The 26,992-nt window shown below is 44.2% G+C and carries 26 protein-coding genes, 1 pseudogene and 1 riboswitch; of the genes and pseudogenes, 3 read left to right on the top strand and 24 right to left on the bottom strand.

Annotation, left to right across the window (positions count from 1 at the left end; all coding sequences use genetic code 11):
* Positions 1-79 precede the first annotated feature (79 nt).
* From OM416_RS00135 to OM416_RS00100, 8 genes are all read right to left on the bottom strand, one after another.
* Positions 80-1,228 carry an NAD(P)/FAD-dependent oxidoreductase gene (locus tag OM416_RS00135; RefSeq protein ID WP_264925960.1) on the bottom strand — a complete coding sequence of 383 codons (1,149 nt, stop codon included), beginning with the start codon at positions 1,226-1,228 and terminating at the stop codon, positions 80-82.
* A 6-nt stretch (positions 1,229-1,234) separates the two neighbouring features.
* Positions 1,235-1,954, bottom strand: a complete 720-nt coding sequence (locus OM416_RS00130; protein ID WP_264925958.1) for a methyltransferase domain-containing protein — start codon at positions 1,952-1,954, stop codon at positions 1,235-1,237.
* Positions 1,955-2,249: 295 nt separating this feature from the next.
* Entirely contained in the window at positions 2,250-3,134 is an 885-nt protein-coding gene (locus OM416_RS00125) for an alpha/beta hydrolase (RefSeq protein ID WP_264925956.1), read from the bottom strand.
* Positions 3,135-3,139: 5 nt separating this feature from the next.
* Positions 3,140-4,606 carry a methyl-accepting chemotaxis protein gene (locus OM416_RS00120; RefSeq protein ID WP_264925954.1) on the bottom strand — a complete coding sequence of 489 codons (1,467 nt, stop codon included), beginning with the start codon at positions 4,604-4,606 and terminating at the stop codon, positions 3,140-3,142.
* A gap of 105 nt (positions 4,607-4,711) precedes the next feature.
* On the bottom strand, positions 4,712-5,410 hold the full coding sequence (locus OM416_RS00115) for a hypothetical protein (protein ID WP_264925952.1): 699 nt from the start codon (positions 5,408-5,410) through the stop codon (positions 4,712-4,714).
* 12 nt (positions 5,411-5,422) lie between these two features.
* Positions 5,423-5,956, bottom strand: a complete 534-nt coding sequence (locus OM416_RS00110; RefSeq protein WP_264925950.1) for a hypothetical protein — start codon at positions 5,954-5,956, stop codon at positions 5,423-5,425.
* A 174-nt stretch (positions 5,957-6,130) separates the two neighbouring features.
* Positions 6,131-7,198 carry a sensor histidine kinase gene (locus OM416_RS00105; RefSeq protein ID WP_264925948.1) on the bottom strand — a complete coding sequence of 356 codons (1,068 nt, stop codon included), beginning with the start codon at positions 7,196-7,198 and terminating at the stop codon, positions 6,131-6,133.
* Positions 7,195-7,866 (bottom strand): response regulator transcription factor, encoded by a 672-nt coding sequence (locus OM416_RS00100; protein ID WP_264925946.1) that lies wholly within the window; start codon positions 7,864-7,866, stop codon positions 7,195-7,197. The genes OM416_RS00105 and OM416_RS00100 overlap by 4 nt, the downstream gene beginning before the upstream one ends.
* A gap of 194 nt (positions 7,867-8,060) precedes the next feature.
* Between OM416_RS00100 and OM416_RS00095 the strand changes: the two genes are divergently transcribed.
* Positions 8,061-9,080, top strand: a complete 1,020-nt coding sequence (locus tag OM416_RS00095; RefSeq protein ID WP_264925943.1) for a zinc-dependent alcohol dehydrogenase — start codon at positions 8,061-8,063, stop codon at positions 9,078-9,080.
* Between the two features lie 144 nt (positions 9,081-9,224).
* On the opposite strand, the gene OM416_RS00090 is transcribed toward OM416_RS00095, so the two are convergent.
* Positions 9,225-10,244, bottom strand: coding sequence for a Gfo/Idh/MocA family oxidoreductase (locus tag OM416_RS00090; RefSeq protein WP_264925941.1), 1,020 nt, complete (start codon positions 10,242-10,244; stop codon positions 9,225-9,227).
* Positions 10,245-10,423: 179 nt separating this feature from the next.
* On the opposite strand from OM416_RS00090, the gene OM416_RS00085 reads away from it, so the two are divergent.
* On the top strand, positions 10,424-11,293 hold the full coding sequence (locus tag OM416_RS00085) for a MurR/RpiR family transcriptional regulator (protein ID WP_264925939.1): 870 nt from the start codon (positions 10,424-10,426) through the stop codon (positions 11,291-11,293).
* A 23-nt stretch (positions 11,294-11,316) separates the two neighbouring features.
* Here the strand turns inward: OM416_RS00085 and OM416_RS00080 are convergent, their stop codons facing one another.
* The 7 genes from OM416_RS00080 to OM416_RS00050 all read right to left on the bottom strand — a co-directional run bounded on the left by OM416_RS00080 (position 11,317) and on the right by OM416_RS00050 (position 16,813).
* Positions 11,317-11,667, bottom strand: coding sequence for an MmcQ/YjbR family DNA-binding protein (locus OM416_RS00080; protein ID WP_264925937.1), 351 nt, complete (start codon positions 11,665-11,667; stop codon positions 11,317-11,319).
* A 141-nt stretch (positions 11,668-11,808) separates the two neighbouring features.
* Positions 11,809-13,245 carry a DEAD/DEAH box helicase gene (locus OM416_RS00075; protein ID WP_264925935.1) on the bottom strand — a complete coding sequence of 479 codons (1,437 nt, stop codon included), beginning with the start codon at positions 13,243-13,245 and terminating at the stop codon, positions 11,809-11,811.
* A 116-nt stretch (positions 13,246-13,361) separates the two neighbouring features.
* Positions 13,362-13,676 carry a DMT family transporter gene (locus tag OM416_RS00070; protein WP_264925933.1) on the bottom strand — a complete coding sequence of 105 codons (315 nt, stop codon included), beginning with the start codon at positions 13,674-13,676 and terminating at the stop codon, positions 13,362-13,364.
* Entirely contained in the window at positions 13,676-14,014 is a 339-nt protein-coding gene (locus OM416_RS00065; protein ID WP_264925930.1) for a DMT family transporter, read from the bottom strand. Before OM416_RS00065 ends, OM416_RS00070 begins: the two co-directional genes overlap by 1 nt.
* Positions 14,015-14,116: 102 nt before the next feature.
* A riboswitch (guanidine-I (ykkC/yxkD leader) is annotated at positions 14,117-14,217 on the bottom strand.
* Between the two features lie 70 nt (positions 14,218-14,287).
* Positions 14,288-14,917: a pentapeptide repeat-containing protein gene (locus OM416_RS00060; RefSeq protein WP_264925928.1), complete on the bottom strand. Its 630-nt coding sequence runs from the start codon at positions 14,915-14,917 to the stop codon at positions 14,288-14,290.
* Positions 14,918-14,928: 11 nt separating this feature from the next.
* On the bottom strand, positions 14,929-15,693 hold the full coding sequence (locus tag OM416_RS00055; protein WP_264925926.1) for a class I SAM-dependent methyltransferase: 765 nt from the start codon (positions 15,691-15,693) through the stop codon (positions 14,929-14,931).
* A gap of 133 nt (positions 15,694-15,826) precedes the next feature.
* Positions 15,827-16,813: an aldo/keto reductase gene (locus tag OM416_RS00050; RefSeq protein WP_264925924.1), complete on the bottom strand. Its 987-nt coding sequence runs from the start codon at positions 16,811-16,813 to the stop codon at positions 15,827-15,829.
* Positions 16,814-17,186: 373 nt separating this feature from the next.
* Here OM416_RS00050 and OM416_RS00045 point away from each other — a divergent pair, with 373 nt between their 5' ends.
* Positions 17,187-18,104, top strand: a complete 918-nt coding sequence (locus OM416_RS00045) for an AraC family transcriptional regulator (RefSeq protein WP_264925922.1) — start codon at positions 17,187-17,189, stop codon at positions 18,102-18,104.
* Positions 18,105-18,192: 88 nt separating this feature from the next.
* On the opposite strand, the gene OM416_RS00040 is transcribed toward OM416_RS00045, so the two are convergent.
* The 8 genes and pseudogenes from OM416_RS00040 to OM416_RS00005 form a co-directional block, all read right to left on the bottom strand.
* On the bottom strand, positions 18,193-19,272 hold the full coding sequence (locus OM416_RS00040) for a threonine aldolase family protein (protein WP_264925920.1): 1,080 nt from the start codon (positions 19,270-19,272) through the stop codon (positions 18,193-18,195).
* Positions 19,269-19,691: a MarR family winged helix-turn-helix transcriptional regulator gene (locus OM416_RS00035; protein ID WP_036670809.1), complete on the bottom strand. Its 423-nt coding sequence runs from the start codon at positions 19,689-19,691 to the stop codon at positions 19,269-19,271. The genes OM416_RS00040 and OM416_RS00035 overlap by 4 nt, the downstream gene beginning before the upstream one ends.
* Positions 19,692-19,942: 251 nt before the next feature.
* Positions 19,943-21,661: an ABC transporter ATP-binding protein gene (locus OM416_RS00030; protein WP_264925912.1), complete on the bottom strand. Its 1,719-nt coding sequence runs from the start codon at positions 21,659-21,661 to the stop codon at positions 19,943-19,945.
* A gap of 2 nt (positions 21,662-21,663) precedes the next feature.
* Positions 21,664-22,038 (bottom strand): hypothetical protein, encoded by a 375-nt coding sequence (locus OM416_RS00025; RefSeq protein WP_264925910.1) that lies wholly within the window; start codon positions 22,036-22,038, stop codon positions 21,664-21,666.
* Positions 22,039-22,214: 176 nt separating this feature from the next.
* Positions 22,215-23,156 (bottom strand): alpha/beta hydrolase, encoded by a 942-nt coding sequence (locus OM416_RS00020; RefSeq protein WP_264925908.1) that lies wholly within the window; start codon positions 23,154-23,156, stop codon positions 22,215-22,217.
* A gap of 57 nt (positions 23,157-23,213) precedes the next feature.
* Positions 23,214-25,337: a serine hydrolase domain-containing protein gene (locus OM416_RS00015; RefSeq protein WP_264925906.1), complete on the bottom strand. Its 2,124-nt coding sequence runs from the start codon at positions 25,335-25,337 to the stop codon at positions 23,214-23,216.
* A gap of 283 nt (positions 25,338-25,620) precedes the next feature.
* Positions 25,621-26,214: pseudogene (locus tag OM416_RS00010) on the bottom strand (DUF2441 domain-containing protein).
* A 215-nt stretch (positions 26,215-26,429) separates the two neighbouring features.
* Positions 26,430-26,834, bottom strand: a complete 405-nt coding sequence (locus tag OM416_RS00005) for a GNAT family N-acetyltransferase (RefSeq protein ID WP_264925904.1) — start codon at positions 26,832-26,834, stop codon at positions 26,430-26,432.
* Positions 26,835-26,992: the final 158 nt, after the last annotated feature.

The raw sequence follows: 26,992 nt of genomic DNA, 5'->3' as shown, positions 1-26,992 counted from the left end.
TAGATTCTATTATACACCAAAAAAAGAGGCCGCCGTTAGCAACCTCTTCCGCATAAGTATTGAGCAAAATTTCAGCCTATTAGCGCGCTGCATTCATCTCGGATAACCGCGTGGCCTTCACGACATATGCGGCTAAACCGGGGATCATCCGAGCCAGACCCGGATAGAATTTATTCGTTTTGGCAAAAGCCAGCTTCTGAATTCTTCTTGCGCGTCTGAGCAATTGGGTGAATTCACGACTTGCTTCCAACGTGTAATTACTCTGCCAATCCGCATGTTCAATGTCGCCTTGCAGGTACTTGTCAGTCCACTTTGCACACAGGAGTGAGGATCGAAGGGCAATGGACATCCCGTCTCCACATAGGGGTGGTATCACCAGCATGGCATCCCCAATATGCGGATATTTGGACCACGGTTCAGGAACATTGGATAGATGCAGCGGCGCAATCGACACCTGCGTTCCGTCTACAGGCTTTCCTTCAGCCAAACGGGCTGCCAAGCTTACATTCGTCTGGGATGCAGTCTGCAAAAAGTCGATAACGGATTTGCCACTTCCCTGCACGGTATCCAATGTCAAGAATGCGGCAACATTCACAGTACCATCCTCAATCGGAGAAATCCCCACATAGCCACCATCGCAAAAATATAACTCCACGCGTGCGGGAATCTCAATGTCACTGAAGTGAGATTTAACGCCAACATATACGGTTTGGTCCCGCAGATCAGGTGCGGAAGCCATCCCTCGAAGCTTTTTACTGCCATTTGCTCCGATGACGGCTTTGGCTCTGTAGCTGATCCGCTCATCTCCCTGTTTCACCTGAACCTCATAACTGGCATCCTCAAGCTGCTCGATGCTCGTAATGGTCGCTTTGGTCATAATCTGGGCTCCGGCTTCCAGAGCCTTCTGATGCAAAATCTGATCCAGTTCATATCGGCTTATACCATAAGCGAATCCTGGCAGCGGTGCTTCAATCACTCCGCCTTGCTGCATAACGATTTTGGCATGATCCATGGTGCTGGGTTTCTTCGCTTGGTCCAGAAGGTGAATGTCCAAAACCTCCAGCATCTCCCTGGTTTCTGGTGACATGAACTCACCACAGGTTTTGTGACGCGGGAACTCCTGGCGATCCAGCAAAAGGGTCCGATGCCCTCTCTCCGCCAGTTGCATTGCACACGTACTGCCAGCAATTCCAGCTCCGATAACGATGACATCTATGGATTTCGACACGTAAGATCACCTGCCTTTCATGGGAATAACAACAGAGTACCGGAATAAAGGCTTCCATTCATAGGTCATCGTGTCATGATTTAGCCGTTGTTTGAGTTCCCGCCAATCCTTCCCTGTAAAACCTTTGGCAACGGAAAGCGGGCCATCATGACGAATGTAACGATTGCGCGAGATCATACGTGTTGTAATCCAGACCGCCTTATAGGATACGGGGTGACGGTGAATATCATTAATGACAACACCGTGTCTGGATGCTCGCAGCATATGAGAAACCATATCAACCAGCTGATCTCCGTCAAAATGATGCACGAACTGGGAGCCTGTCACGATATCTGCGGAAGCATCAGGCAGTTGTGTAAGATCGGCACGCTGTACGCGAACTCGGGGTTCATCACGGAATAGTTGTCTCGCTTCCTCACACGCTTCTTCCGTCAGATCAACCAGTGTAATCTCCAATTGAATGCCCTGACGATCCGCCCATTGCAGCAGCTTCTGGTTCACATCTCCTGAACCTGCCCCCACATCCAGAAGAGTCAGCTTATCCGGCCTTCCGACAGAGTTCCATAACTTCTCCACACCAGCCAGAGTTGGGCCAGGTGCTGCAAATATTTTGTTAAGCCTTCTCAGATGTCGGAGTGCTTCACGCAGCTCCTCGCCTCCCAGCGAGAAGTCATCCATGAGTTCATCTTCCTTGGCCCGAATGGACAATGTTCTAAAGAAGGACATGATCGTGCTCCTCCGTTCTCAACCCAAGTATCGGGATATCGGATGGGCTCGTATACTGATTCATAATAAACCTCCTGTTATTGGTCATTATTTCCTAATTAGCAACGCCTACCCTTAACAATATCGTTAATAATTTCAAGAACGCTCTTAATCTACTTTATTAACAGATCCGTAAGCTCAGAAGCTTGGTTTCAACAAGCACTTGAAACAACTACACAAATAAACCAAAAAAGCCGCCATTAGGCGACTTCAAGGTAACCAGATTCCTTCTAACATAATTTTGATACACGTTAAATTATTTAGAAAATGCCTCTCTAATCTTGTCACTCATCCGATACCAGGCATCCTCAGCCATCTGGAGGTCGCCGAAATGCGTAAATCCATGAGCGGCCCCCTCATACTCCTTAAGAGTCACCTTCACACCACTTGCTTTCAGCCTTGCTGCATATGTTCTCGCTTCTTGAGCTAGTGAATCTTTCTCCGCAGTAATGATCAATGCTTCCGGAATTCCCTCTAATGATTTTGCGAGCACAGGTGAAGCTAACGGGTCATGTGCATCTTCAGGCGTAACAAGGTACATCGCGTTGAACGTTCTGGCGATATCGGCTGGAATCGCTTCTTCAAAACTCGGTTTCTCGGCCGGATCTGTAGCCACATCCAACACGGCATAATCCATAATTTGAAGAATAATTGGCAGCTCGCTTCCACGTTGCTGATTCAACAAACATACTGCTGCAGCAAGATTACCACCAGCACTATGCCCCCCAATGGCGAATAGCGACGGGTTAACCGATAAGGATTCGGGATTGGCGTGTACCCACTTTACAGCGTCGTAACATTCGTGTACCGCTGTTGGAAACTTATGCTCTGGTGCAAGACTGTAATCGATATTGATAACCACACAATTAGCACGATCAGCGATCAGGCGACACCATGGATCATCCATCTCTGCTTGTCCGAAGATGAAGCCACCCCCATGCATATTGAAGAAAACTGGCAGAGGAGCGGAATGATCCCTATCCGGTTTATACACCAGTACACGCGTATCACCTTTTGTCGTAGGAATCATGACTTCTTCCACTGTGACAGCATACGCGGAACTGGGTTGAAGAGCTGCACCTGTACCGACGACATTTTGACGCATACGTTGTACCATTGCCATTTGTTGTTGTTGATCCATCGTTATCACTCCTTATTATGATTACCAATGAGTTCCTGCAACCGCAGACTTGAATGATTTATTCTGCCAATGAATTCGTAGATAACATCAATGTTATTTTCCTGTTCTTGTGTCGTTGCCAGTACACCTTCCGTTGCGACGGCATGTTCTTGCGAAATATCGGAAATATGATCCACTTGCGTTCGTACTTGAGTAAAGATCAGGCTCATCTGATCCGTCATGTCTAATTCCTTAGCTATGTAATGATCAACATGCTCGAATGTGGACCTGATGTGGTCGAAACTCTCAAGTACCTGTCCAGTGATCGCTTCTCCTTCTTTTACGGCAGCATTGCCGATGGCGGCCTTCTCCACCACGAGCTGTGTCTTTCTTTTGATATTATGAATGATCTCATTAATTTGTTTGACCGTATCGGAGCTTTCCTGTGCAAGCTTCTTGACTTCATGGGCTACGACGGCAAAGCCAGCTCCAGCTTCCCCTGCTCTTGATGCTTCGATGTTGGCATTCAATGCCAGCAGATGGGTCTGATCCGCGATCTGGTTAATGGCCGCCAGGAAGGTATTCACATCATCCATGCTTTGGTTCAATTCCTGGACGGTCGTCATGGAATCGGTTACCGCTCCGTTAATCATGTTCATCTGATTGCCCATTTGCACAATTCGATCCGAGCTCTGACGAACAACTTGTCCGTTATCGGACGAGATTTGGGCAAGGCGATGTGACATCTGATTGATCTCCACCATCTGCGCATCTGCCGTGTTCATCATTTCGCTGATATGTGTAATGCTGCCCGATTGATCGCGAATGCCTTCCGTCACTTCCTGAATGTTCGATGTTACGGTGTCGCTCATCTGCTTCAGATTACGGATATCATCATTACAACTGGCAATATCGGTATTTAACGTAGATGTGTTCTCTCGAATCACCTTCACCATATTATCGAGTGCCTTCACAAGATCTCTGGCTTCTGCTTCTTTGTCGAGGGCGACCTGAATCAAGTCTCTTCCTCGTTTACATACAAAATACAGAGCCACAATGGTCAATTCAATGAACCCAATGGTCATGAAAAAGGTCGTATCGTATTGCTGATGGTCCGCATAATAGATCACGATATAAGCAATGTTATACATGGCTCCGAATCCATACAACAGAACCCGGTTCAGATAGAGTGAAATGACACAGAGCACAACCACGATAAGCATACCTGCTCCGGGAGATTGGATATATTGCGTGGTTGCAGTCAGAATCGCAATCATTAGCACAACCATGGTCATGACCGGTTTTTTCTTACGATACATCAAAAATGTTGCAATGGAAAGCTCAACGAACAGCGAGAATACGACTGCAAGTTCAACCTGCTTACTACTTATGAAAAAGCAGAATGCGACCAGTGTCAGCCATAGAATCGTGGCAATGATTTTATTTACTTTGGCGGTGTTGTTTCTAAAAAAGCTGTTGTCCATAACTTGCATGGTAATTCCCCCTCAACGACTTGTGAACTGCTCTGCGATGATTTTGGTCATGATTAAAATGATATTGAGCAGGAGTACATAACACCATTCCATGTGAATCCCTCCTCATTCATCTCCCTGTTCGTTTGTTGCACTCCCCTGCTCCCTATTGGAGTCCTTGTTCTTGTGGAACATCATCCAGACTCCCATCAGACAAAATAAAGCACTGCATCCCATGCCAAACAGGCTACTGGTTTTTAATGCAAGAGGTGAGGCTTGCATGGTAAGCAGTGTCGCTTGCGTCACGACGATGGATACCATGGCATCGGTGAAATTAATCATTTTCAATGTAGACATAATTGGGTTATGGAGATGACGATTAGCCCAGGTACCATATATGGCAAAAGCCAGCTTGGTAAAGGCAACTGTAGCTACGACATACACAATCATGCCGCTATAGATAAAGGCATCGCCGATCAGATACATTCGCAGGCAGACTATTGAATAGGACACGCCCAGAAAGCAAAGGAAAAGACCTCCGCGCTTATAGACCGTAAGCTCCAATGCATATCTCTCTTGGGGAGTCTCCATTCCTTTGGCAACTTTATATTGTTGAAGTACCTGCCCTTTGGCTACACACAGAATCAGATAATACACAGCATTCGTAATGAACCACCCGGAAAACAGATAGATCCCCAGGATTAACTTGCCTATTCCGATCAAAGCATTGATAACAAGGGAAGCAACGTTGATCATGGCCGTTCGATCTTGCTTATTTCCAAGGTAACGGGCCCACATGGACTTCAAGTATGTCTTCATTTTCATAGGATATTCACACTACTTGGCGAGCAGACCATTCGCCTTTTCACATACCTCGTATATTTCGTCATATTTCTTGTCGATGTAAGGCGTTACCTTATTGGACTTTTTCTTGCGAAGCCCGCAATAGCTGAAATACGGGATAATCCAGCCTGCGAAACCAGGGATCGCCAGAGTAATGGTAAGAGGCAGCATGTTGGCCTGATATGCAAACACCGAGCCAGCCATACAAGCTGTACCGACAATTCCGATGATATAAGCAACGGCAGAAGCTCCCATAATCTTGAATCGTTCCAATGTTGCTATCTCGGTAACACAGGATTCGAATTGTCTTTGCAGGCGGGTCAACTCCGCTTTGTTCCGAATCTTGCGATCCCGCTTGAACTTCATCGTGACGGAACCCACGTTTTGAAATGGTGTTGAAGTAGCTTCCAGAATCCAGCCGAAGTGCGCATATCCATCCGTATAAATTGATTCAACATCTTGCTTAACAATAACGTCTTTATATTCATAGCCGACGAAGCTATGTTCTGTTCTGATCATCTCACTCATCTGTGTCATCACTCCTTCAATTGTTTTCCTATATCCCTCATTGGATGTTCCTATCGTACCGAGCAAATGTTTATAAGTTGCTTATGAAATGTTTACGAAATATGAATAAAAGCCTGAATTCGATGATTTCGAATTCAGGCTTAGCTATTACAGCTCACGGAAATAGGCTATATGTTACTCTCCCACTTTTAGCTTAACGGTGAAGGTTGTGCCCTTCTGGGGTTCGCTCTCCACCGAAATAGCACCACCTACCAACTCAATGACACGCAACGAAAGAGCGAGGCCAAGTCCATTCCCCTCTCCGTGATGGGAGGGGTCCCCTTGAAAGAATTTATCGAAGATATGTTTCATCGTTTCTTCATTCATGCCACAGCCTGTGTCCGATACCATGACTGTAATGGTGTCTTCATCCGATGTCTGCTTGAGGATGATCTTCCCTCCGGGAGATGTGAATTTGAGCGCATTGGAGAAGAGATTATGCCATACGATCTCCAGCATACTTTCTTCCGCACGAATAATGGCACGATCTTCGATATCCACCATGAATTCAATATCTTTTTCTTCCCAGGTCTGTTCAAAAGAAAGAGCACATTCAGCAAGCTGCCTGCACAGATCATAAGGCTCGGCAGCAGGGATAATTTCCTGATTCTCCAATTTGTTCAGCTTCAGGATATTAACGACGAGAGTCGCAAGTTTGTTCGTGGAAGAAATGATGGTGTCTGTGTACTCTTTTCGGAGTTCTGGACGTATATCATCCTGCTGCAACGCCATGGCATAGCCGTGGATGACCGATAACGGTGTCTTAATCTCGTGAGATACATTGGAGATGAAATCATTTTTCAACGTTTCAATACTGTTCAGCTCTTCTACCATTTTATTAAAATCCTCGAACATCACATCCACGTAGTTCTGCTTATCCGCCCGGTGAATCGGTTCCAGATATACGGAGAAATCTCCTTCCGCTACCTGCTTCGCAGCCTCACTGAGTTTGCGCATTGGCTTATCGAAGGCATTATACTTCTGCCTTGCCGTCACCAGACAAAAAATAAGACTGACGATGACCCAGTAACCCGAGATACCGAAAATGTAAGGCCATGGGACATAACCCACGGGCAGATAGGCGTTATAGATGAGAGCTTGTCCTGCGGTCAACGTAGACAACAAGAGATACGTACCGAGAAACTCTTTCCATGATAGTAGTGGCTTTTTAATTCGCACGTCCGTGATCTGTGTCTTGCTCATTGCAATACGGCCTTGTAGCCAAGTCCGTGCACTGTCACGATTTTAAAATCCTCACACACGGAGAACTTGTCCCGAAGTTTCACAATGTATACGTCCACTGCACGCAGGCTGGTCTGACTGTCTATGCCCCAGAACTCGTCCATCAGCTGTGCACGGGAAAAGGTGTGCTTGGGATAGGAAAGCAATTTGTAAAGGATATTGAATTCTCGCACAGTTACGGAAACTTCCTCTCCATTCACCGTTGTTGTCATATCATTTGCATCCATCAACAGACTTCCTACACTCAGTTTCTTCTCATGGGCAATATTGGCCCGCCTTAACAGCGCACCTACACGCAGGACGAGCTCGTCCAGATCCACGGGTTTGACCATATAATCATCAATCCCTGCCTGATACCCCTTTTGTTTCGAGGAAATATCGTCACGTGCTGTGACAAAAAGAATGGGAATGGTTTTATTAATCTGTCTCACCGTCTCGGCAAACTCAAATCCGTCGATCTCTGGCATCATGACATCGGAAATCAGAAGATCGTACATGTCGTTATACATCAAATCATACGCCTCTCGCGGATTAAAGCATCCGATAGCGTGATATCCGTTATTGGTTAGATATGTACAGATAATACGATTCAGTTTAATGTCGTCCTCTACCACAAGTATTTTGATCATCTAATCATCCTTTCGAGCTACATGTCCTCATTATAATGTCCAGATGTTAAAAAATTGTTTAAACCGTCTATCTATCATCTCTTAAATTAATATCTCATAAACAATATTCAAACAACACGGAAACATCGCTGCATCATGATAAACGTACTCAGTCGCTCAAGCAGTGAATGATAATCAGTTATAAGGAGTGAGTCATGATGAAAGCAGCTATTTATTATGGTAAAAATGATATTCGTGTGGAAGAAAAACCAATGCCGGTTGTTGGTCCAACCGATGTTCTGGTACGAAATCTGCGCGGTGGAATCTGCGGAACCGATATTAATATTGTTAAAGTGGGTCAAGGGGATATGGGCATCAGCCTGGGCTCTGAATTTGGACATGAGATGGTTGGTGAAGTTGTTGAGATCGGATCTGACGTTGCTTCGGAGATCCACATCGGGATGCGTGTAGGCATTAATCCCATTACCGCCAAAAAAGTCGGACGGCGCAAATCGCTGGAATGCTCCGGATTCTCCCAGTATGTACTGGTGGAAGAAGCCAAGCTTGATTATAACTTATATGAAATAGATGCAAGTGTTCCGGCAGAAGTAGCCTCATTGATTGAGCCTATGAGCGTAGGACGACATGGTGCATTCAGTGCAGATCCGAAACCTGAAGATCGAATTGTCGTCATGGGCGCGGGTCCGATTGGCCTGCTGGCTGCTGCAAGTCTGATTGCTGAGGGCATGAAACAGGTATGTGTTGTCGATATCGATGAATGGCGTCTCGCCAAAGCTGCAGGACTCGGTGCTCTAACCGTGAATACCTCGGCTACTACACTTGAAGAGGGACTTGCTGTACACTACGGTACCGTGAATGTATACGGCGTTGAGGTGCCGAATGTCGATGTATTTATCGATGCGGCTGGTGCTCCGGTGTTGTTCGAGAAGATCATGAAGATCGTCAAACCGCAGGCCAGAATCTCCATTATTGCCGTTTACAAAACCGAGGTGCCTATCAGCCTGCAACAGGTGATGTCCAAAGAAGTGCAAGTGAAAGGTTCTAGTGGATACACGCACGAGGATTTCAGCAAGGTTGTGGAACATCTGACCCACTTCCATCATGAATTGTCGACCCTTGTAACACAGGTATATAAACTGGATGATATCCAGGAAGCTTTTAATACAGCCATTCAGGCCAAAGGAACGGTTAAAGTGGTTGTGGATTTAACTTAATACCTCACGAACCCGAAAGCATTCTATCTGATTTCAGATTGAAATTGAATGACAAAAGCCACCGGAAGGTGGCTCTTTGTCGTTTATCTTTACTTACCTTTTCTTCGAAACGGATCTATAATCGTAAGCTCAACGCTTATTTGTTTATTTGCACGCGGCTATACCTTGTTCCAGAATCCCCATTGCGGTAATCGTTTCTTCATCTTTGATGACCTTATCCTTGCCATGCACAATGGCTTGATAGATATCGTCATACACTCGGGCGTAGTCGCCAATCTCCGAAACCACTTTTTCCTCATGATAGATTCCTTCATCATCCAGATATGTCAAGACGCCATAGTGCTGCGGGAGATCCACGCCAAAGTCAGCATGTCCCTTCGGAAGATAAAACAATTTCAGATGTTCCTCCTGCCGGTCCTCCGTTTGTTTCACGAACATACCCTTCTTGCCATATACCACAAAGCTTGGACGGGGCTTCAAGCGGAAAAAGCTTGATTTGACGGACACTTTAAGTGAGGAATAATAAAAGTCCAGGTCAAAGTAATCGTTCATTCTTCCCTCCCCAAGCAGTTGGCGCACATCGGAATGGATGGTATCCGGTTTGCCGAAATAGGACAACACCTGATCGATGGTATGCACCCCATGTCCGTATAGATAGCTGTGATATTTGGAAAAATGAGAGATGTTGTTCGGGATTTCCGGACGGTAGTAATCGTAGTGCATCTCTACCTCCAGCAGATCCCCCAGCTTCCCTGATTCAATCACTTTCTTCGTTGTAAGGAAGTCCGAATCATACCGTCTGTTCTGATAACATTGGATCACCAGATTTTTCTCTTTCGCATATTGGAAGATGGATATGGCTTCGGCCTGGGTTAACATGAACGGTTTCTCCACAAGCACATGTTTGCCGTGATCAAGTGCCATTTTCGCGTATGAGTAATGGGACTCTGTATGAGTGCAGACCACTACCAATTGAATCTCCTCATCATTCATCACCGTGGAGACATCATCCGTGTAGTTTACGTCAGGTACACGATCCCACTCGGTTTTATCCAGATTGCGTGCATATATGGTTTTTATGTTCAGATGATCCCTATTCAATGAAAATGGAAGATGGTAACGATTCGCACTTTTACCATTACCAATGTATCCGATGGTTAACATAATCATTCCCCCCAAGGCTCTTTTTCATTTATTATAAAAGAAGACAGCTCTGAATATAGGCTTTGCCGCCATAACGGTACAATCGACCATTTTTAGGTATGCCTGACGGTCTGTCTGTAAACAAAATGTTTAATGAACGCCCGTAATCGACGTTATTCAACTTACCTGGGGTGAACTTAATGAAAATACTAACTCAATTAACCGACATGCATAACTTTACACCAAACGAAAAAAGCATCGCTTCCTACATATTGACACATAAGGACCGTATTCTTCATTTAAATGTGCAAGAACTCGCGAAAGTCACCTATACCTCACATTCGGCAATTAATCGACTCATTCACAAACTTGAACTCACAGGCTTCAAAGAATTCATGATCAGACTTGCCCGGGAATTTGAGAAGGACTCCGCCCAGAACATATCCAATGTGGACCCTAATTATCCGTTCAGTCTGGGTGAGTCTTCGCTTCAGGTGGCAAAAGAAATTGCCGAATTAATGAAGGAAACCATCGATAAGAATGTGGCTTATATGGACGATGACTTGCTGTCACTCACAGCGCAATTATTGGATCGGGCTGAACGGATATTCATCTACGCCATGGGCGATTCGCAGATCCGGGCGAAAAGTTTTCAAAATAAACTGTTCAAAATAAACAAATATGTAGTTATTGCCACCGAGCTGTCTGAATGGGCGCACCATACCGTCAACCTGACCACAAAAGATTGTGCTATTTTCCTCACCTATCATGGAAAATCTCAGAGTTATATTACAGCGGCCCATCATTTTAAGCGCGAACATATTCCTTTTATCACCATCACAGCAACCCGTCACAGCGAACTGGCGAAGCTCAGCACGATCTGTATCCGAGTTCCCAATGATGAAGTGAAGCTTGCCAAGATTGGATCATTTTCTTCCCAGATTGCTTTTGAATATGTGTTAAACGTCATCTACTCCTGTATCTATAAAATCGACTACGCGACGAATAGGCAGACTTCAGCCGAGACATATGAGAAACTCCAGGTCAGTGACCTGTTAAGTGATGATTAATGTGAGTTACATGAAATGCTTCACTATTCGGCCAGAGATTCCCGAACGCTTTTCGGAAGGGATTTGACAACCATATCATAAGAGTGATCGATCATGACGTAGACATCCTCATCTGACAATGAACCATCCAGCGTAATGGTATTCCAATGTTTTTTGTTCATATGATATCCCGGTTGAACGGCTTCATGCTGCTCTCTCAGGTTCTCTGCAATAATGGGGTCACATTTTAAGTTCAAGCGACAGTTCTCTTCGTTTTCAAAAATAAGCGCGAACATCTTACCCGCAACCTTAATCGCGACTGGATTAGGCCCAAATGGATAATCCTTGATCGCACCTTTCTTCTTCAAACCGTATTCAATCACTGTATCTTTCAAGTCAGTACCTCCCTTTCACAATAGACGATATAATGATACCGAATGTAAGTTCGTATGTAAATAAGCTTGTTACACATAAAAGCTCATAATAAAACCTCCTCCATATGAATGGAGAAGGTTTTATCTGGATTTATTTAAATCTTAATTGGCTCTATCGTTTCGTGTTTTGCTGCTTCGGCTGAACGAGCCATTATTGGGTTTACTGCTACTGCTGTGTGATCTACTGCCGTTGGATCTGCCGTCGTTTGAACGACTACTATTGGATCTACCATCGTTTGAACGACTACTAGTCGTTTTGCCACTCTTGGCAAACCACTCGGATTTGGGCTTGCGTGCCGGGTTCGCCTTGGACTTGGCCGGTTTGCCTGCAGATGATTTGTTAAAGGCAGGTTTACTGCCTGGTGCTTTGTTCGTTTTTTCAAACACAGGTACACCTGTCATTGGATACGGATGACCTTTCACTTCAGGAATCGTCTTCTTGATTACTTTCTCGATATCCCTCAGGAATGGAAGTTCGTCTTTCTCACAGAATGAGATGGCCATCCCGCTTTTCCCTGCTCTACCTGTACGTCCAATACGGTGAACATACGTTTCCGGAATGTTAGGCAGGTTAAAGTTAATGACATGCGACAGCTCTTCCACGTCAATTCCTCTTGCCGCAATATCCGTCGCCACCAGTACTCGCGTGGCCCCGCTCTTGAAGTTGTTCAGTGCCCGTTGTCGCTCGTTCTGAGATTTATTGCCATGAATAGCCTGTGCCGTAACATTCACTTTGGCCAAATCACGTGTAACCCGGTCAGCACCGCGCTTCGTGCGTGTGAACACCAATGCCGTGACGATGGATTTATCCTCCAAAATTTGGTTCAACATCTGCTGCTTCTTACCATTCTCCAGCAAATATATAGACTGCTCGATGCGGTCTACTGTGGAAGATACCGGTGTGATTTCTACTTTGACTGGATCAACCAGCAAGGTTTTAACCATTTTAGTAATTTCAGGAGGCATCGTAGCTGAGAAGAACAGTGTCTGCTTCTTGTTCGGCATTTTGGCAATGATTCTTTTCACATCATGAATGAAGCCCATGTCCAACATCCGGTCTGCTTCATCCAGAACGAGAATCTCAACCATCTTCAGATCAATACGTCTCTGGTTAATCAGATCGTTCAATCTGCCAGGCGTTGCGATAATAATATCTGCACCTTGATTCAGCGCCCGCTCTTGCACTTTTTGCGAAACACCACCAACGATAGCCGTACAACGAATGTCCGTATACCGACTATATACCTTGATGTTATCCGCGATCTGAATAGCTAGTTCTCGTGTAGGTGTTAAAATCAATGAGCGAATATGTCGTGTGGACTTCGATCCTTGTCCTTTGGATCTTTCGCTCAATAATTGAATGATCGGCACCGAAAATGCTGCCGTCTTGCCTGTTCCTGTCTGTGCACATCCCAGCAGATCTCTGCCCGCTAATACAGCTGGAATTGCCTGTTCCTGTATAGGCGTAGGATTAGTATAGTTTGCTTTGCTTAACCCTTCCATAATAGAGGGGATAATATTTAAGTCGTTAAATGTCATGTTGTCTCCTTCATTTACGCACATCTATCAATAAGACGTATCTTTTATTTCACACGTAACGTATAAGGATACCATTAAAAACGCAATCTGTAAATTATCTTTTTATTTTCATTTTTTCAACTGACCAATTTAAGACCTACTGCTGATCCGAGTACCATGGCGATAAACACAATTCTCAAGGCATTTCGAGGTTCTCCGTAAAATACCATGCCAAGTATGGCACCGCCGGAAGCTCCTATTCCAGTCCACACGGCATATGCTGTTCCCATGGGAAGAGTTTTCATCGCCAGAGATAGAAATATAAAGCTCAAACCAAACCCGGCTACCAATAGAACCAGTGAAATGAGATTACGGTCTTTGTGCAACTTGTTTATCATAAGCACTCCGATCATCTCAAATACGCCTGCCAAGATAAGAAATACCCAGTTCATTAGAGCTGCACCTCCTTATTCTTCTCTTTACTTAGCATTTTAAGACCAATTACACCGAGTAAAAGTACACCAATGAGTATCATTTTTCCGGTTTGCACAGGTGCATTAAACAAAACAATCTCTGCAAGCACTGTACCTGCGGTACCCAGGCCAACGAATACTGCGTATACGGTTCCCACGGGCAGTGTCCGCGAAGCTGCAATCATCAAGGAGAAACTAATGATAATCGCAATTAGTGTAAGCCCCCATTCCAGCAGACCACTGGCATGTTTCAATCCAATGACCCAACCCACTTCAAACAGAGCAGCAATCACAACCGACATCCACGTTTTATTCATTCCTGTAACGCCCTTTCTCTTCTACATTTTTTGTACAACCCGTAAGGGTTCATTAGCGAAAAAACAAAAAAAGCCCGGGAAACAAACTGCATGAAGCAGTTCATCTCCCAGGCTTTTATCCCTCCGTGGCACAACCAACAGGTTGCGGGTTTACTCTCGGACCAGACCGACACAACCGTCGCGGAACCCTAGAAAACCTGTTTTTATTCTAATGTGTCTCCAATTATACACACTTCTACTATCTTGGCAACCCTGATATTAGGATCATTCCATTTATTTAATGATGATGCCCATTAATCCTACAAATGTGGCGGCTTGATGCGGTGAAATCACACAACCGTTGAGATCTTCCATGGTCAGCACCAAAGAGTCAAATTGGCAATCGCTAAGATCAAAATCCTTCATTTTGGTCCCCGTCATGGAAGCTTGGTCGATGTTACATTGAATGAACTCCATTTTTTGAAGTGCAAGATAGGCAAAGTCCGCACCAATCAAGGTACATTCCGAGAAGGAGACCTGTTTCAGATGGGCAAAACGGAAGTTGCTGTAGTCTCCTAAACCATGAAGGAAATTGACATTTTGCAATCGACTATTGGAAAAATCAGTTCCGACAAACTTGCAGTTATGCCATTCGATCCGATGCATAAAGGCACCAGAGAGATTGACATTGGAGAAGTCGCAGTGTTCGAACCGGACATCGGTGAACTCAAACTGTTCCAAAGTTGACTCCGAGATCGTCACATGTCTAAATACAACATTTTCAAATGAAACCTTACTCGCTTCCTGTTGATCCAGCATGATGTTCTCGATCAGTTTGTGTTTGTACTCAACTTTGGATTCGAGAAATACAATCGTTTCCGGTTCGAGTAACTGCTCCTGAATCTTGGGTTTATCCATTTTCATCCCGTATTCCCCTATTCCTTTATAGCTACAACTCGCAGTCGGCTTCTGTCCAGATACCATTGTGCATCCCGCATCAGTTGTGGCTGTACCTTCTTCTCAACAGTATCCATAATAACACCCTGTTCTGCAAGCGTGATTCCCTTGAATAAATACTCAGCAAAGCTGGTCAACCACTTTCTGGCACCTGGCTTGAACGGGGTAAACTGGTCCACGTAATGGGCCAGACTAACTCGAAAACCGTTTTGCTCCAGTAAATTCGCATATTCGCCAATGGTTGGGTGATACCACGGATTCCTACCTTCCCATTTGTATCCACGGGCATCTAGTTCTTCCCGTACCGCTGTAATTAATATAGCCGTGTTGCCATTTGCAGCAAACTCAGCCACGAATCGGCCACCCGTCTTGAGCGCTAACTGTATCGATTGAACTACAGCTGGAGCATCTTGTATCCAATGCAGAACGGCATGAGAGAAGACCGCATCGAACGGTTCTTCTGTCCGATAATGACAAGCATTTTCGACTTGAATATTCATATCCGGGTATTTCAGTTTAGCTTGCCTAATTGTCTCCTCTGAAAAATCTATACCTGTTGGCAGTGCTCCTGCCGCTGCAATTTTGGCTGTCAGCTCCCCGTTGCCGCAACCTAAATCAAGGATTCTTTCCCCATGTGATGGCTGGAGCAAGGATAAGATAGGTGTTCCCTGTAACGTTGTAAACGGAATGGAATGACCGCTCCACAATTCGTTCGCTTGATCGGATGAATGTCCGTTATTCATAGAATATAATCTCCTCTTCAATTAAGGATCTAATGTATCTATAATAACTTTAATATAATGGAACTGTCAATTCACTTCTTATATCATTCAAAAAAAGCCGCCAGATGGCGACTTTTCAGATAAAGCACTCTAATTAACTGAGATTTCCTGTTACCGGATGGGGTACATATGCTTCTTCGAGGAAACGGATCTCTTCCGTAGTCAGCTTCACGGAAAGGGCTGAGATCGCATCCTCCAGATGATGAATCTTGGTCGCACCGATAATGGGTGCTGTTACTGCTTCTTGGTGCAACAACCATGCCAGAGCGACCTGTGCACGAGGAATATCCCGTTGCTCAGCTACTTTCATGACTCTCTCCACCACTTGACGATCCGCATCCGCCATCGCACTCTCATAGAATGCCTTCCCGACCGGGTCGATTCCTGAACGAGCAGTCTGTTCATTCCAATCCCGGGTAAGACGTCCTTTAGCAAGAGGACTCCACGGAATAATACCAACTCCTTCTTCCAGACATAAAGGCAGCATCTCACGCTCTTCTTCACGATACAACAGGTTATAATGATTCTGCATCGAGACGAATTTCGTCCAGCCATGGCGTTCCGCTGTATATTGAGCTTTCATGAATTGCCAGGCATACATTGAAGAAGCTCCAATGTATCTGACCTTTCCGGCCTTAACTACATCATGAAGAGCTTCCATCGTTTCCTCAATAGGAGTTGTGTTATCCCATCGATGGATCTGATACAGGTCTACATAATCTGTATCCAAACGCATGAGACTGTTGTCGATCTCGTTCATAATGGCTTTTCTGGACAACCCCGCACCGTTCGGTCCTTCATTCATGCGGAAAAACAATTTGGTCGCCAGAACAATCTCATCCCGACGGGCAAAGTCCTTCAACGCACGTCCAACAATTTCCTCACTGGTTCCATCGGAATAGATATTGGCTGTATCGAAGAAATTAATACCAGCATCCAACGCCTTCTGGATGAACGGGCGACTCTGCTCTTCATTCAAGGACCACGGTGCCATTCCGCGTTCAGGTACACCGTAACTCATACAACCCAGACATAATCTGGAGACATCCAGACCTGTACGTCCTAATTTCACATATTCCATATTTCACACTCTCCTTGAATTTGTTTTGTAAAAGGGTGTTGTCTCCACCTCTTCGGAAACTAGCTCTAACCAGCATGTGAAGTATATATCTCGATGTACGGAATTTTCTTCCAACTTGATCTGTGATTCGAGCCTGTCAATCAAAATTCGCCTGACATGGATTGATAACCACTTCATCACCTTGTTCACCCAACTTTTCGAATAAACTTTAATTGCTTGGCTCTGTTAACATTACTCTTAGTATGCCGACTCATGGGCTGCAAGCGGTATATCAATCGTCTTAATTGATTGCCTGATCCTCTCAGGCCCCCTTTTGATTCTGTACGGTAAGCTTTATAATGTAACTAGGTTAAACCCGTGAGGAGGAAAACGTATGACCGAAGAATTATTTCAACCAAAACAGGAATTGAGTGACTTGATTGAACGCCATTCCAATCATAATGGTGCAATGGAAACGGCGATTCCTTCTCTGTTTGTCTATCACCATTCAAGGATTAGCGAACCGGCATACAGAGTATATAAACCTTCACTTTGTGTGATTGTTCAAGGGTTGAAAGAATTATTGCTCGCGCAGGAGCGTTATGAATATGGACCTTCCAATTATCTGATTGCTTCCATGAATCTCCCGGTCATCGGGCAGATTATCAAGGCATCCACCGATGCACCCTACTTAAGTCTCAAGCTCGAATTCACACCGAACCAAATTCTGGAAGTATTGAACGAATGCAATATCAAGGTAACTTTCAACGAAAACGCCAGACGAGCCATGTTCGTAGGTCAGATGGAATCGTCCATTCAGGACGCTGTACTCCGGCTTGTTCGATTGCTGGATACGCCGGGAGAAATTCCGTTCCTGGCTCCGTTATACGTTAAAGAAATTCTGTTCCGCCTCCTTCAGGGGCCCTACGGAGGAGAATTGGCGCAGATTGCAGTGGAAGGCAGCAGCACATATCGGATCAGGGAGTCGATTGAGTACATCGTTCATCATTGGGAACAGCCATTTCGCGTTGAAGATCTGGCTGAGACTGCCAGCATGAGCGTCTCTTCATTCCATCGTCACTTCAAAGAGATCACAGCCATGAGCCCATTACAATTCCAGAAACAATTAAGATTACAGGAAGCCCGGCGACTCCTGATGGCCGAATCTGGAGATGCGGCAGATGTAGCGTTCCGGGTTGGTTACGAGAGTGCCTCTCAATTTAGCCGCGAATATGCACGCATGTTCGGTGCACCGCCAAGAGCTGATATCCGACGGTTGAAAGAGAAATATGATATCGTCTTGAGTGAATAACCGAGTATGCACTCTCTATCTCACAACTATCTCAAAAAGGCAAACCAAAAAAGGACAACCACGACGGGTTGTCCTTTTTTCAGTAAATTTAAACCAACGCCTCGACCCGTTGTGGTACCTGGATCTCTTCGTGCAATAATTGAGCGATGTCACGAGTCAGTGCATCCACATTCTCCTGCCGAGTCGCCCAACTGGTACAGAACCGCACCGCACTGTGTGTATCATCAACCTTTTCCCAGAAGGAGAACGTATAACCGCTGCGTAATTTCTCAAGCAATCGATCAGGCAGAATCGGAAACTGCTGGTTGGTTGGTGAGTCGTACAGGAAGCGTACTCCCTGCTGTTCGAGTGAATCATGAATTCTCATGGCCATATCCACGGCATGACGGGAAATATCCAGATACAGACCGTCTTCGAACAACGTTTCGAATTGGATTCCGAGCAGTCTGCCTTTGGCAAGCAGACCCCCTTTTTGTTTGATCATATAACGAAAATCAGGTTTAAGCGCATCATTCAGGATAACAACCGCCTCTCCCATTAATGCACCAATCTTGGTTCCCCCGATATAAAACACATCACACAAGCGCGCAAGGTCAGCAAGTGTCATATCGCAATCGCGTGAAGCGAGTGCATACCCAAGACGTGCTCCATCCACGAAAAACGGAAGACCACATGCTCTGCTCACTGTATGCAATGCTTGCAGTTCTGCCTTGCTGTACATCGTTCCATTCTCCGTTGGCTGGGATATGTAGACCATACCTGGCTGTACACAGTGTTCCGGTGACGACTCATTCATGTGCGCATCGTAGACTGCTCTAACCTGCTCAGGTGTGATCTTTCCGTCCTCGCTTGGAACTGTGAGCACCTTATGTCCGGTAGCTTCAATAGCTCCCGTCTCATGAACCGCAATGTGTCCCGATGTCGCAGCAATCACACCTTGAAATGGACGCAAAATGGAGGCAATCACCGTTGTATTCGTCTGTGTACCACCAACCAAGAAATGAACGTCAGCCTGCTCGTTGTCACAGGCCTGACGAATAAGCATTCTCGCACGTTCGCAGTGTTCATCCGTACCATACCCGCTCGTCTGTTCCATATTAGTTTCCATCAGTTTTTGTAAAATGCGTTCATGTGCACCTTCATTATAATCACATTCAAATCGTATCATCGTGTTGTCTCTCCTGCCTTCTTGTTCAACTTCTCTTGTATGTTCATCATGGAGGTGTATACCTCTTGAATCTCTTCTTCATTTAATTCTTGCATTAATTTCAGGATCTGTTGGTCGGATCGATCATTCAATTGGGCATACAGTTCCTCACCCTTGGCTGTCAGACGAATCAGACTGACCCGGCTGTCGGCAGCAGAATCCACTTTCACCAGCAGTCCTTCCTTGGACAGCTTGTTCACGATTCGGCTCATATAACTGCGATCAATAGTCAGTGTATCCACCAAATTGTTCGCAATGCTCTCTCCCCGAATTCCAATCTCAATAATGACCCGTACTTCTGCAAACGAATACCCTGTTCCGAGAATATGTTTGTCGAGTACACCGAGTATGTTGGTATAAAAACGGTTAAAACGTCGCATGTCAGCCAGTATATCTGGATTTATGTACTGAGAGTCGATGTCAAACCCTCCTTTTTAGTGGACATTGTCAACATTATAATAATCAGGTTAGTGGACGTTGTCAACATTATATTTTCCTTAGCATGTTATAACCTCACTTGTAATATCCAATCAATAAAAAAAGCCGCGCATATGCGCAGCAAGGTTTACTTGTTTTAGATACAAGGTTGTTCTGTCATCGGAGTGGCCAGTGTAAATTAAATTTATATGGATTAAGAGTGACTATATTGCACCTGATGAAGACGGCTATATATTCCTCCAGCAGCGACCAATTCCTCATGGTTACCCTGCTCAGCGATGCCATCCGTGTTCACTACGATAATTCGATCTGCATTCTTGATGGTCGTCAGTCTGTGCGCAATCACGAGTGTCGTTCTACCCACCGACAATTCTGCGAGTGATTGCTGGATAAGTGCTTCCGTTTCCGTATCCAGAGCAGAGGTTGCCTCATCCAGAATAAGAATGGGTGGATTTTTCAGGAACATACGAGCAATGGATAACCGTTGCTTTTGTCCTCCGGAAAGCTTGACTCCACGCTCCCCAATGACCGTATCCATACCGTCTGGCAACGTAAGAATTAATTCCTCCAATGAGGCACGACGGGCGGCATCCCATATTTGTTCGTCCGTTGCACGCAGGTCACCATAAGCAATATTCTCCTTAATGGTACCCGAGAACAAAAATACATCCTGTTGAACAATCCCGATGTGCTTGCGCAACGACTGAAGCTGAACGTCCCGAATGTCCACACCATCTACAGTGATGCGTCCCTCTTCTACCTCATAGAATCGGGGCAGCAAGCTGCAGATGGTCGTCTTGCCTGCACCCGAAGGTCCAACGAAGGCTACCGTTTCGCCTGGTCGAACGGACAGACTGATATCATTCAGAATACGCCGACTGGATTCATATCCGAACGAGACGTTCTCGAAGCGAATATCACCCTTCACACTCTCGAATTCAACGGCGTTTTTGCTATCCGCAATTTCAGGCTCCGTATCAATGATCTCCAGATACCGCTTGAAACCAGCGATGCCCTTTGGATAACTTTCAATGACAGCATTGATTTTCTCAATCGGGCGGAAGAAGATATTGGATAAAAGCAGGAAGGCCATAAAGTCACCCATATTGATTCTGCCATCGATATAAAACCAAGCCCCGCTGATCATGACAAACACCGTAACCAGTCGCATCATCATATAACTGACCGAGATACTTTTCGCCATCGTTTTGTAGGCAAGCAGTTTGGTTTTACGGAAATTCTGATTATCGACCGCAAAGAGCTCTTTCTCATGTTCTTCGTTGGCGAATGATTGCACAACACGCATGCCACCAACGTTATCTTCAATGCGTGCATTGAAATTGCCAACGTCTCCGAAAAGTCGCCGATACGTTTTTGTCATCCGCCCGCCAAATACGATAATGACCCAAGCCATGATTGGGATAATGATAAAGGTTAGCAGCGCAAGCTCCAGATTAATGTTAGCCATCAGCCAGAACGATCCGATTAATGTCATCACTGCGATGAATACATCCTCAGGTCCATGGTGAGCCACCTCACCGATATCGTTCAGATCATTCGTTAAATGACCAATCAAGTGGCCCGTTTTGCGATTATCGAAGAACCGGAAAGACAGCTTCTGCAAGTGAGCGAACATCTTCTCACGCATGTTGGTCTCAATGTTAATGCCTAGCATATGTCCCCAATATGTAACGACATAGTTCAATACGGTATTAAGTGCATAGATGGATAACAACACGACGCAGGCAAGCATAATGAGAGGCCAATCCTGACCGGGCAACAATTCATTAATGAATTTGCTGACGGCAAGTGGGAAAGCAAGCTCCAGCAAACCTGCGATGACAGCACATCCAAAGTCAATTAAAAACAGTTTTTTATATGGACGATAATACGAAAAAAAACGACGAATCATACTTATTCACTCTCACTCTCCAGATCTTTATTGGGGCTTACATCTTCATTTTGCAACTCGAAAAGGTGAATATACTCGTCGATGACCTGATCAATGGCTTTCAACTCGCCACTTATCATCAGGCGAATATGCTCATACTCCTCCTGTCCAAGTTGTCTGGCGAGCGTTGTTCTTCGATTCTGCATCTGCTCCAGAAATACAAGAATCCGACCGCGACGGAATGTTTGCGCACCATGGCCTCGTTTTCCCTGATGTTCACCATGGCCTCCGCCACGTCTTGAACGTTCACCACGTTGCTCATTGTCACTCATATCACGTTTCGGACGTTCACCTTGACGTACACTTCGATCCGTTTCATTCATATCACGATCTCTCATTTTTGCCACCTCCATTACGTGTATACATTTGTATACAACGTATTCATGTATACGATTGTATACGCGTTTAAAAGGGGTGTCAACCTTAATTTTCCAATAAAGTAACTGCGCTTGTATGTTCATCATCTCTTAAACAGAAAAAAGCCGCGATTTCGCGACTTCTTTTGTTGACAGCCCTACTTTATTTCACTCATAAACTTCCTATATTCTTGAACGATTTCTTTGGATCGGGTGTGATGCAAATAATGCTCTCCCTCGAATGTCATCACTTTCCCATGCACAGAATCTTTGACTTGCTCTTCATGCAAGGGTATCCAGCCTTCCGTTTCGGTATCATTCGCTTGTAAGAAGAAAATCACAGGAAGATCTTTGGGGAATCTCAAGTTCTCAGCTACTTTGAAATTAGGACCAAAGTTTTCTCCTTCATTTAGGTTGTTCAGATTAAACGTATTTTTGAGTGAAAGTATTCTAATTTGTTCTCTGGTTTCATCATCAACGTCGGGTGCAATCAGTTGATCAGGGGCCAGTTTCATTAACAATCGGTAGAATCCTGATTTTTTAAGCAGTTTGTACGTTTCGGTTGGAAATGGATCATCGTTACCTCCCTGCGTTGGAACGCTGCTATCAATCCCGACAAAGGCAGTTACTTCGTTTGGATATTTGTTCACATAATCCAGTCCGTAAATTCCTGAAATAGAGTGACCCATGAGCGTGTAACGATCAATATTAAGCTGCTGTAACGCTTCATGAATTTCACTAACCATATTTTCAGTTGTACGCTCTTTTTCAGTTACATCACTTAATCCATAACCGAAAGGCTCAATGACGACGACTTTGTAAAATGGAGATAGCTCATCAATTAGCGGTTTAAAATCAAGGGCCGGAGCTGGTGTTCCATATCCGGGAAGTAATACGACCGTTTCTTCGCCTTTTCCTTGAATCAACACATTCATGTTTTTCCCGTCAACCGCTACGGACTGACCATAGGGCTTTATTTTCCCTTGCTCGGATTTGTTGCTAAATACATTAACGATATAAACAGTGGCAATGAATAATGCAAAAGCGATAACGATGGCTCCAAATATTTTGAGCAAAATGATTAATATTTTTTTCATCATGATGGTTCTCTCCTGTTGAGTTCGTCTATGGTACAACTGTTTGGAACTCCATTCATTTTACTTCTTTAATGAAATTTCAAATCGTGAACCGGCCTCACCTACAAATACAATACGGCCGTTTTCTGGTAATACAACTTCATTCTTGCCGCTGACCACGGTGTAATTAATACAAATTCCTGTCTGGTCGTATACGGCAAAGGCGCTATTTGCGGGTATTTTCACCGTCATGACTTTTCCTTCCGCATTCACTGGTACCGAAAACCATTTAGCATATCCATCTACTTGAATGGTTGTTGCGGATTGTTTACCCGGATAGATGGGTTTTACAAGTTCCTCACTGGCGTATACATAACCCAAAGCTGTAAGATACTCTCCTCCGTCCTTTTTAGAGAAATGAATGTCCATCGTATCGCGTCCGGCAGTACCCGGAATTTGCAAAGGATTGGCTGCTTCGTTAGCTCCAGTAATCTTATTATTGGACATATACCCTGGATTCTCTTTGTTCAACTGAATAGGCAGGATCGATGAAGCATTGAGATAGACCATGGATGTGTATTTCTCATTCACCAGGTAATATTTTTTACCATCGCGCTTTTTCCATGCGGCCGTAACCTCTTTGGATAGTTCATTGGCTTCAAGCTTCTCCGCATTATATTCTGAGAAAGCCAGCTGTCCGAGTCCTGGAACGGATATATAAGATCGAGACCACAGGTAGGTATTCCCGTTTTTCTCCACAACGAATTTCAACTTTTCTGTACCTTCGTCGTTAACAAAAGTACCATCTGCTGTATAGGTGTATTCTTGAGCTGGATTACTCGGAGCTGTAAGTGAAGATACAGTCATTTGTCCAGTCGGATTTATTTTGATCTTCGTAACTGAATTATTGCCACCATATATACCTGCAAACTTGGAGATTTCCTTAGGCATTTGTGCCTTCACGGGTACGCCAAATGATTTTTCCGGATTCCGTTCTGTAATAACGCCCTTTTCCTCAAGTGCGCTGAGTAATAATTCATTCGCAATGAATTGATTGGTTAAGCTCGACCCGCGCGAAGAGATAACGGCTGCAGCCATGTTGTGTTCCGGGAGTACCGTTAATGAAGACTGATAAGATAACGTATCTCCGCCTTTCATAACAGCCTTTATGCCGTATTCGTTGAACGGGAACAAGTTCACACTATCCCACCCTAACCCGTAAGACATAAGCGTATCGCTATCCTCTGGCCACATGCCTCTTTTATACTCTTCTTGCTCCATAGCTTGTACAGACTTACTGGAAAGAATGCCATTGACCTCTCCCGTGAAAATTCGTGAAAATTTGACCAGATCCTCAGCGGTGGAATACAGACCTCCAGTACCGATGATATTATAATTCTCTTTTGGAAGTTGTGCTTCATAAAAAGGTGAATAGATTCCCGCCATTTCTGCCGGGTTAACCACATCTTGTGGCGTTTTGGTATGATTCATATCCAAAGGCTCCGTAAAATACTTGTGTATAAATGCGGTATAACCGATGCCACTAACTCTTTCGACCAAAATCTCGGCTAATGTAAAGCCATCGTTGCTGTAGACGGAGTATGCGCCGGGATCTGCCTTCAGGTTTTGATTCGCCAATTGCTCCAGTAATGTATCATGTGAATACGTGTCATTATCTCCGTACAAGGTGGCATTGTTGAATGAACTTCCCAGAAGACCGGAGGAATGATTTAGCAACATGCGGGGTGTGATCTGTTTGTATCGGTTATCTTTCATTTTAAAGTCAGGCATATAGTTCACAACAGGCACATCCAAATCGATCTTGCCTTCGTCAACCAGCTTCATTACAGCGGCAGTAAGCATCATTTTACTGGTTGAACCGATACCATAGATGGTGTTCGAAGTAAGAGGCACCTTATCGTTTAGATCGTTCTTGCCCGTTTGACCAGACACCACAATCTCTCCACCATCGATGAGTGCATATTGAAGACTCGTCGTACCGTACGTCTCAGTCAGTAATTTGGCTTTTTCGATCACGGCTTTCTTCGTTGTCTCATACGTAAGTTTACTGTTGTTATTGATGGCAGCCGGTGCGGCCATTGCAGATAGCGGGGCTAACATGGTTAACACTAGAGTTAAAGCTGCAATTGAAGTTCGTTTTTTGACTGTTCTCTTGACCACGTTCATTTTCTCTTGTTGTATCATTCGCATCTTCTCCTGTCAGTATCTCTTTATTAGAGTATCTTGCTTTGGTGCTAGACTAAGCTTAACGAATATAAATGTACTGCTCGTGACGCCTATATGAACCGAATATGAACAGGCAAAATAATTTGAGTACACCTAGCTGGATTGGGTTCCTCACAAGCTTATTTACCTGTTGCCTGTTAGCTAAATGAAAAAAGAGCAGCCTGCCAACCTGCAGTCTGCCCCGCTTTTTGAATTAACCTTTCCCATAAGCTTGATGGATTTTGAAGCGATTTTGTTGTGATTAAGTGGAGAATTCATCAATAATTTCTACCACTTCTATTCTGCCGTTAATTAACAGCTCAGGAAGTTCGTTATTTGTATTTCCTTTCCAATATTCTCTGGCTTGTTCGATTTTTTGGGAGAAAGGAGTACCCTCTTCCTTTGGTAAAAGACTGCCATCACCTTCAAAAATAGCCCCAATAACCCGAAGTTTCACTATCTGGAAAACCCTTCGATTGTAAGAATCAAAAAGTTCTTTCCATTTCAGAGCATCTTGATAGTTTTTCGCAGCGTATAAGCAAGACAATCGTGAAGGATAATCAGGATATTCTTGCAGTCTAACCATTTCAACTATTACTTCTCTAATAGCTCTAATTGTTTGCTCTCAATATTTAATAGCTACATCTGCATTCTCTTTATCCAACTTCAAACCTTCATTTGTATAATGACCTTGCAAGATTTGAATAAAGTCTTCACATTTGGAATTCAACTGTTCATTATCAAAAAAGAAGTGATACAAGGTGTTTTTTTGGTTTTTGTCAAAGCTAATTATTTGACCTAGAACCATCTTCTTCCTTGTTACAATGTGATAAACATACAATTCTCTTTCTTGCATAGCCTCCCCCCCTATTAACCATTGTTAACATAGGTAAATTCGGTATTTACCAGCATTATCCTGCCATTTAGCTTAACGAACAGACAGCCGACTAATGTGAGAAAAAATAAAGTGCTAAACTGACTCATGAAAAGAAACAGCGGCAGAACAAGACTTGATAAATAAGTCTTAGACTGCCGCTGTTGTTACTAAACTAACGTTTCCTGTTAGCTCAATCATATCAACTCTGAGATAAACATTGGTGTAGCTCCATCCTCTATATTAAAGCCAAATTTATTATAGAAATCCACTGCATGAGGATAAGAAATTAATACTTTTGTTTTACACCCTTTATATCTATCAAGCATTATATTCATCATTTCCTTACCTATACCCCTACTCTCATAACTCGGATTAATAAGCATATAATGAAAATATACCGTTAAAACACCATCTGACAATGCATTTATTAAACCGACAAGCTTTCCTTCTTCCCAAGCGGTAACAATTGAATGAGAGCCTCTGATCGCTTGTAAAAGCTCATTTGGATACTTGCCAGACTCCCATTCTACCGAAAGAAATAACTCTTGGAGTGCATCCTTAGTGATATCCTCTTTGCTTGAAGCGTAATAAATACTCACACCTATACCTTCCTTTCATAAAACTAACTATGGCACAACAACCGACAAAGCAATTTCGGATGTATCAAAGTGAATAATTACTTTATTTACCTCAATATACTATTAAAAAAATGTATAGAAAATGGATTAACTGAAGTGGAATTTGTATGTATTTACAT

Origin of the sequence: Paenibacillus sp. LS1, from assembly GCF_026013365.1 — a bacterium.
GTDB lineage: Bacteria > Bacillota > Bacilli > Paenibacillales > Paenibacillaceae > Paenibacillus.
Note: the sequence above shows the minus strand (reverse complement) of the source record. Positions and strands in the feature narration are given on the sequence as shown.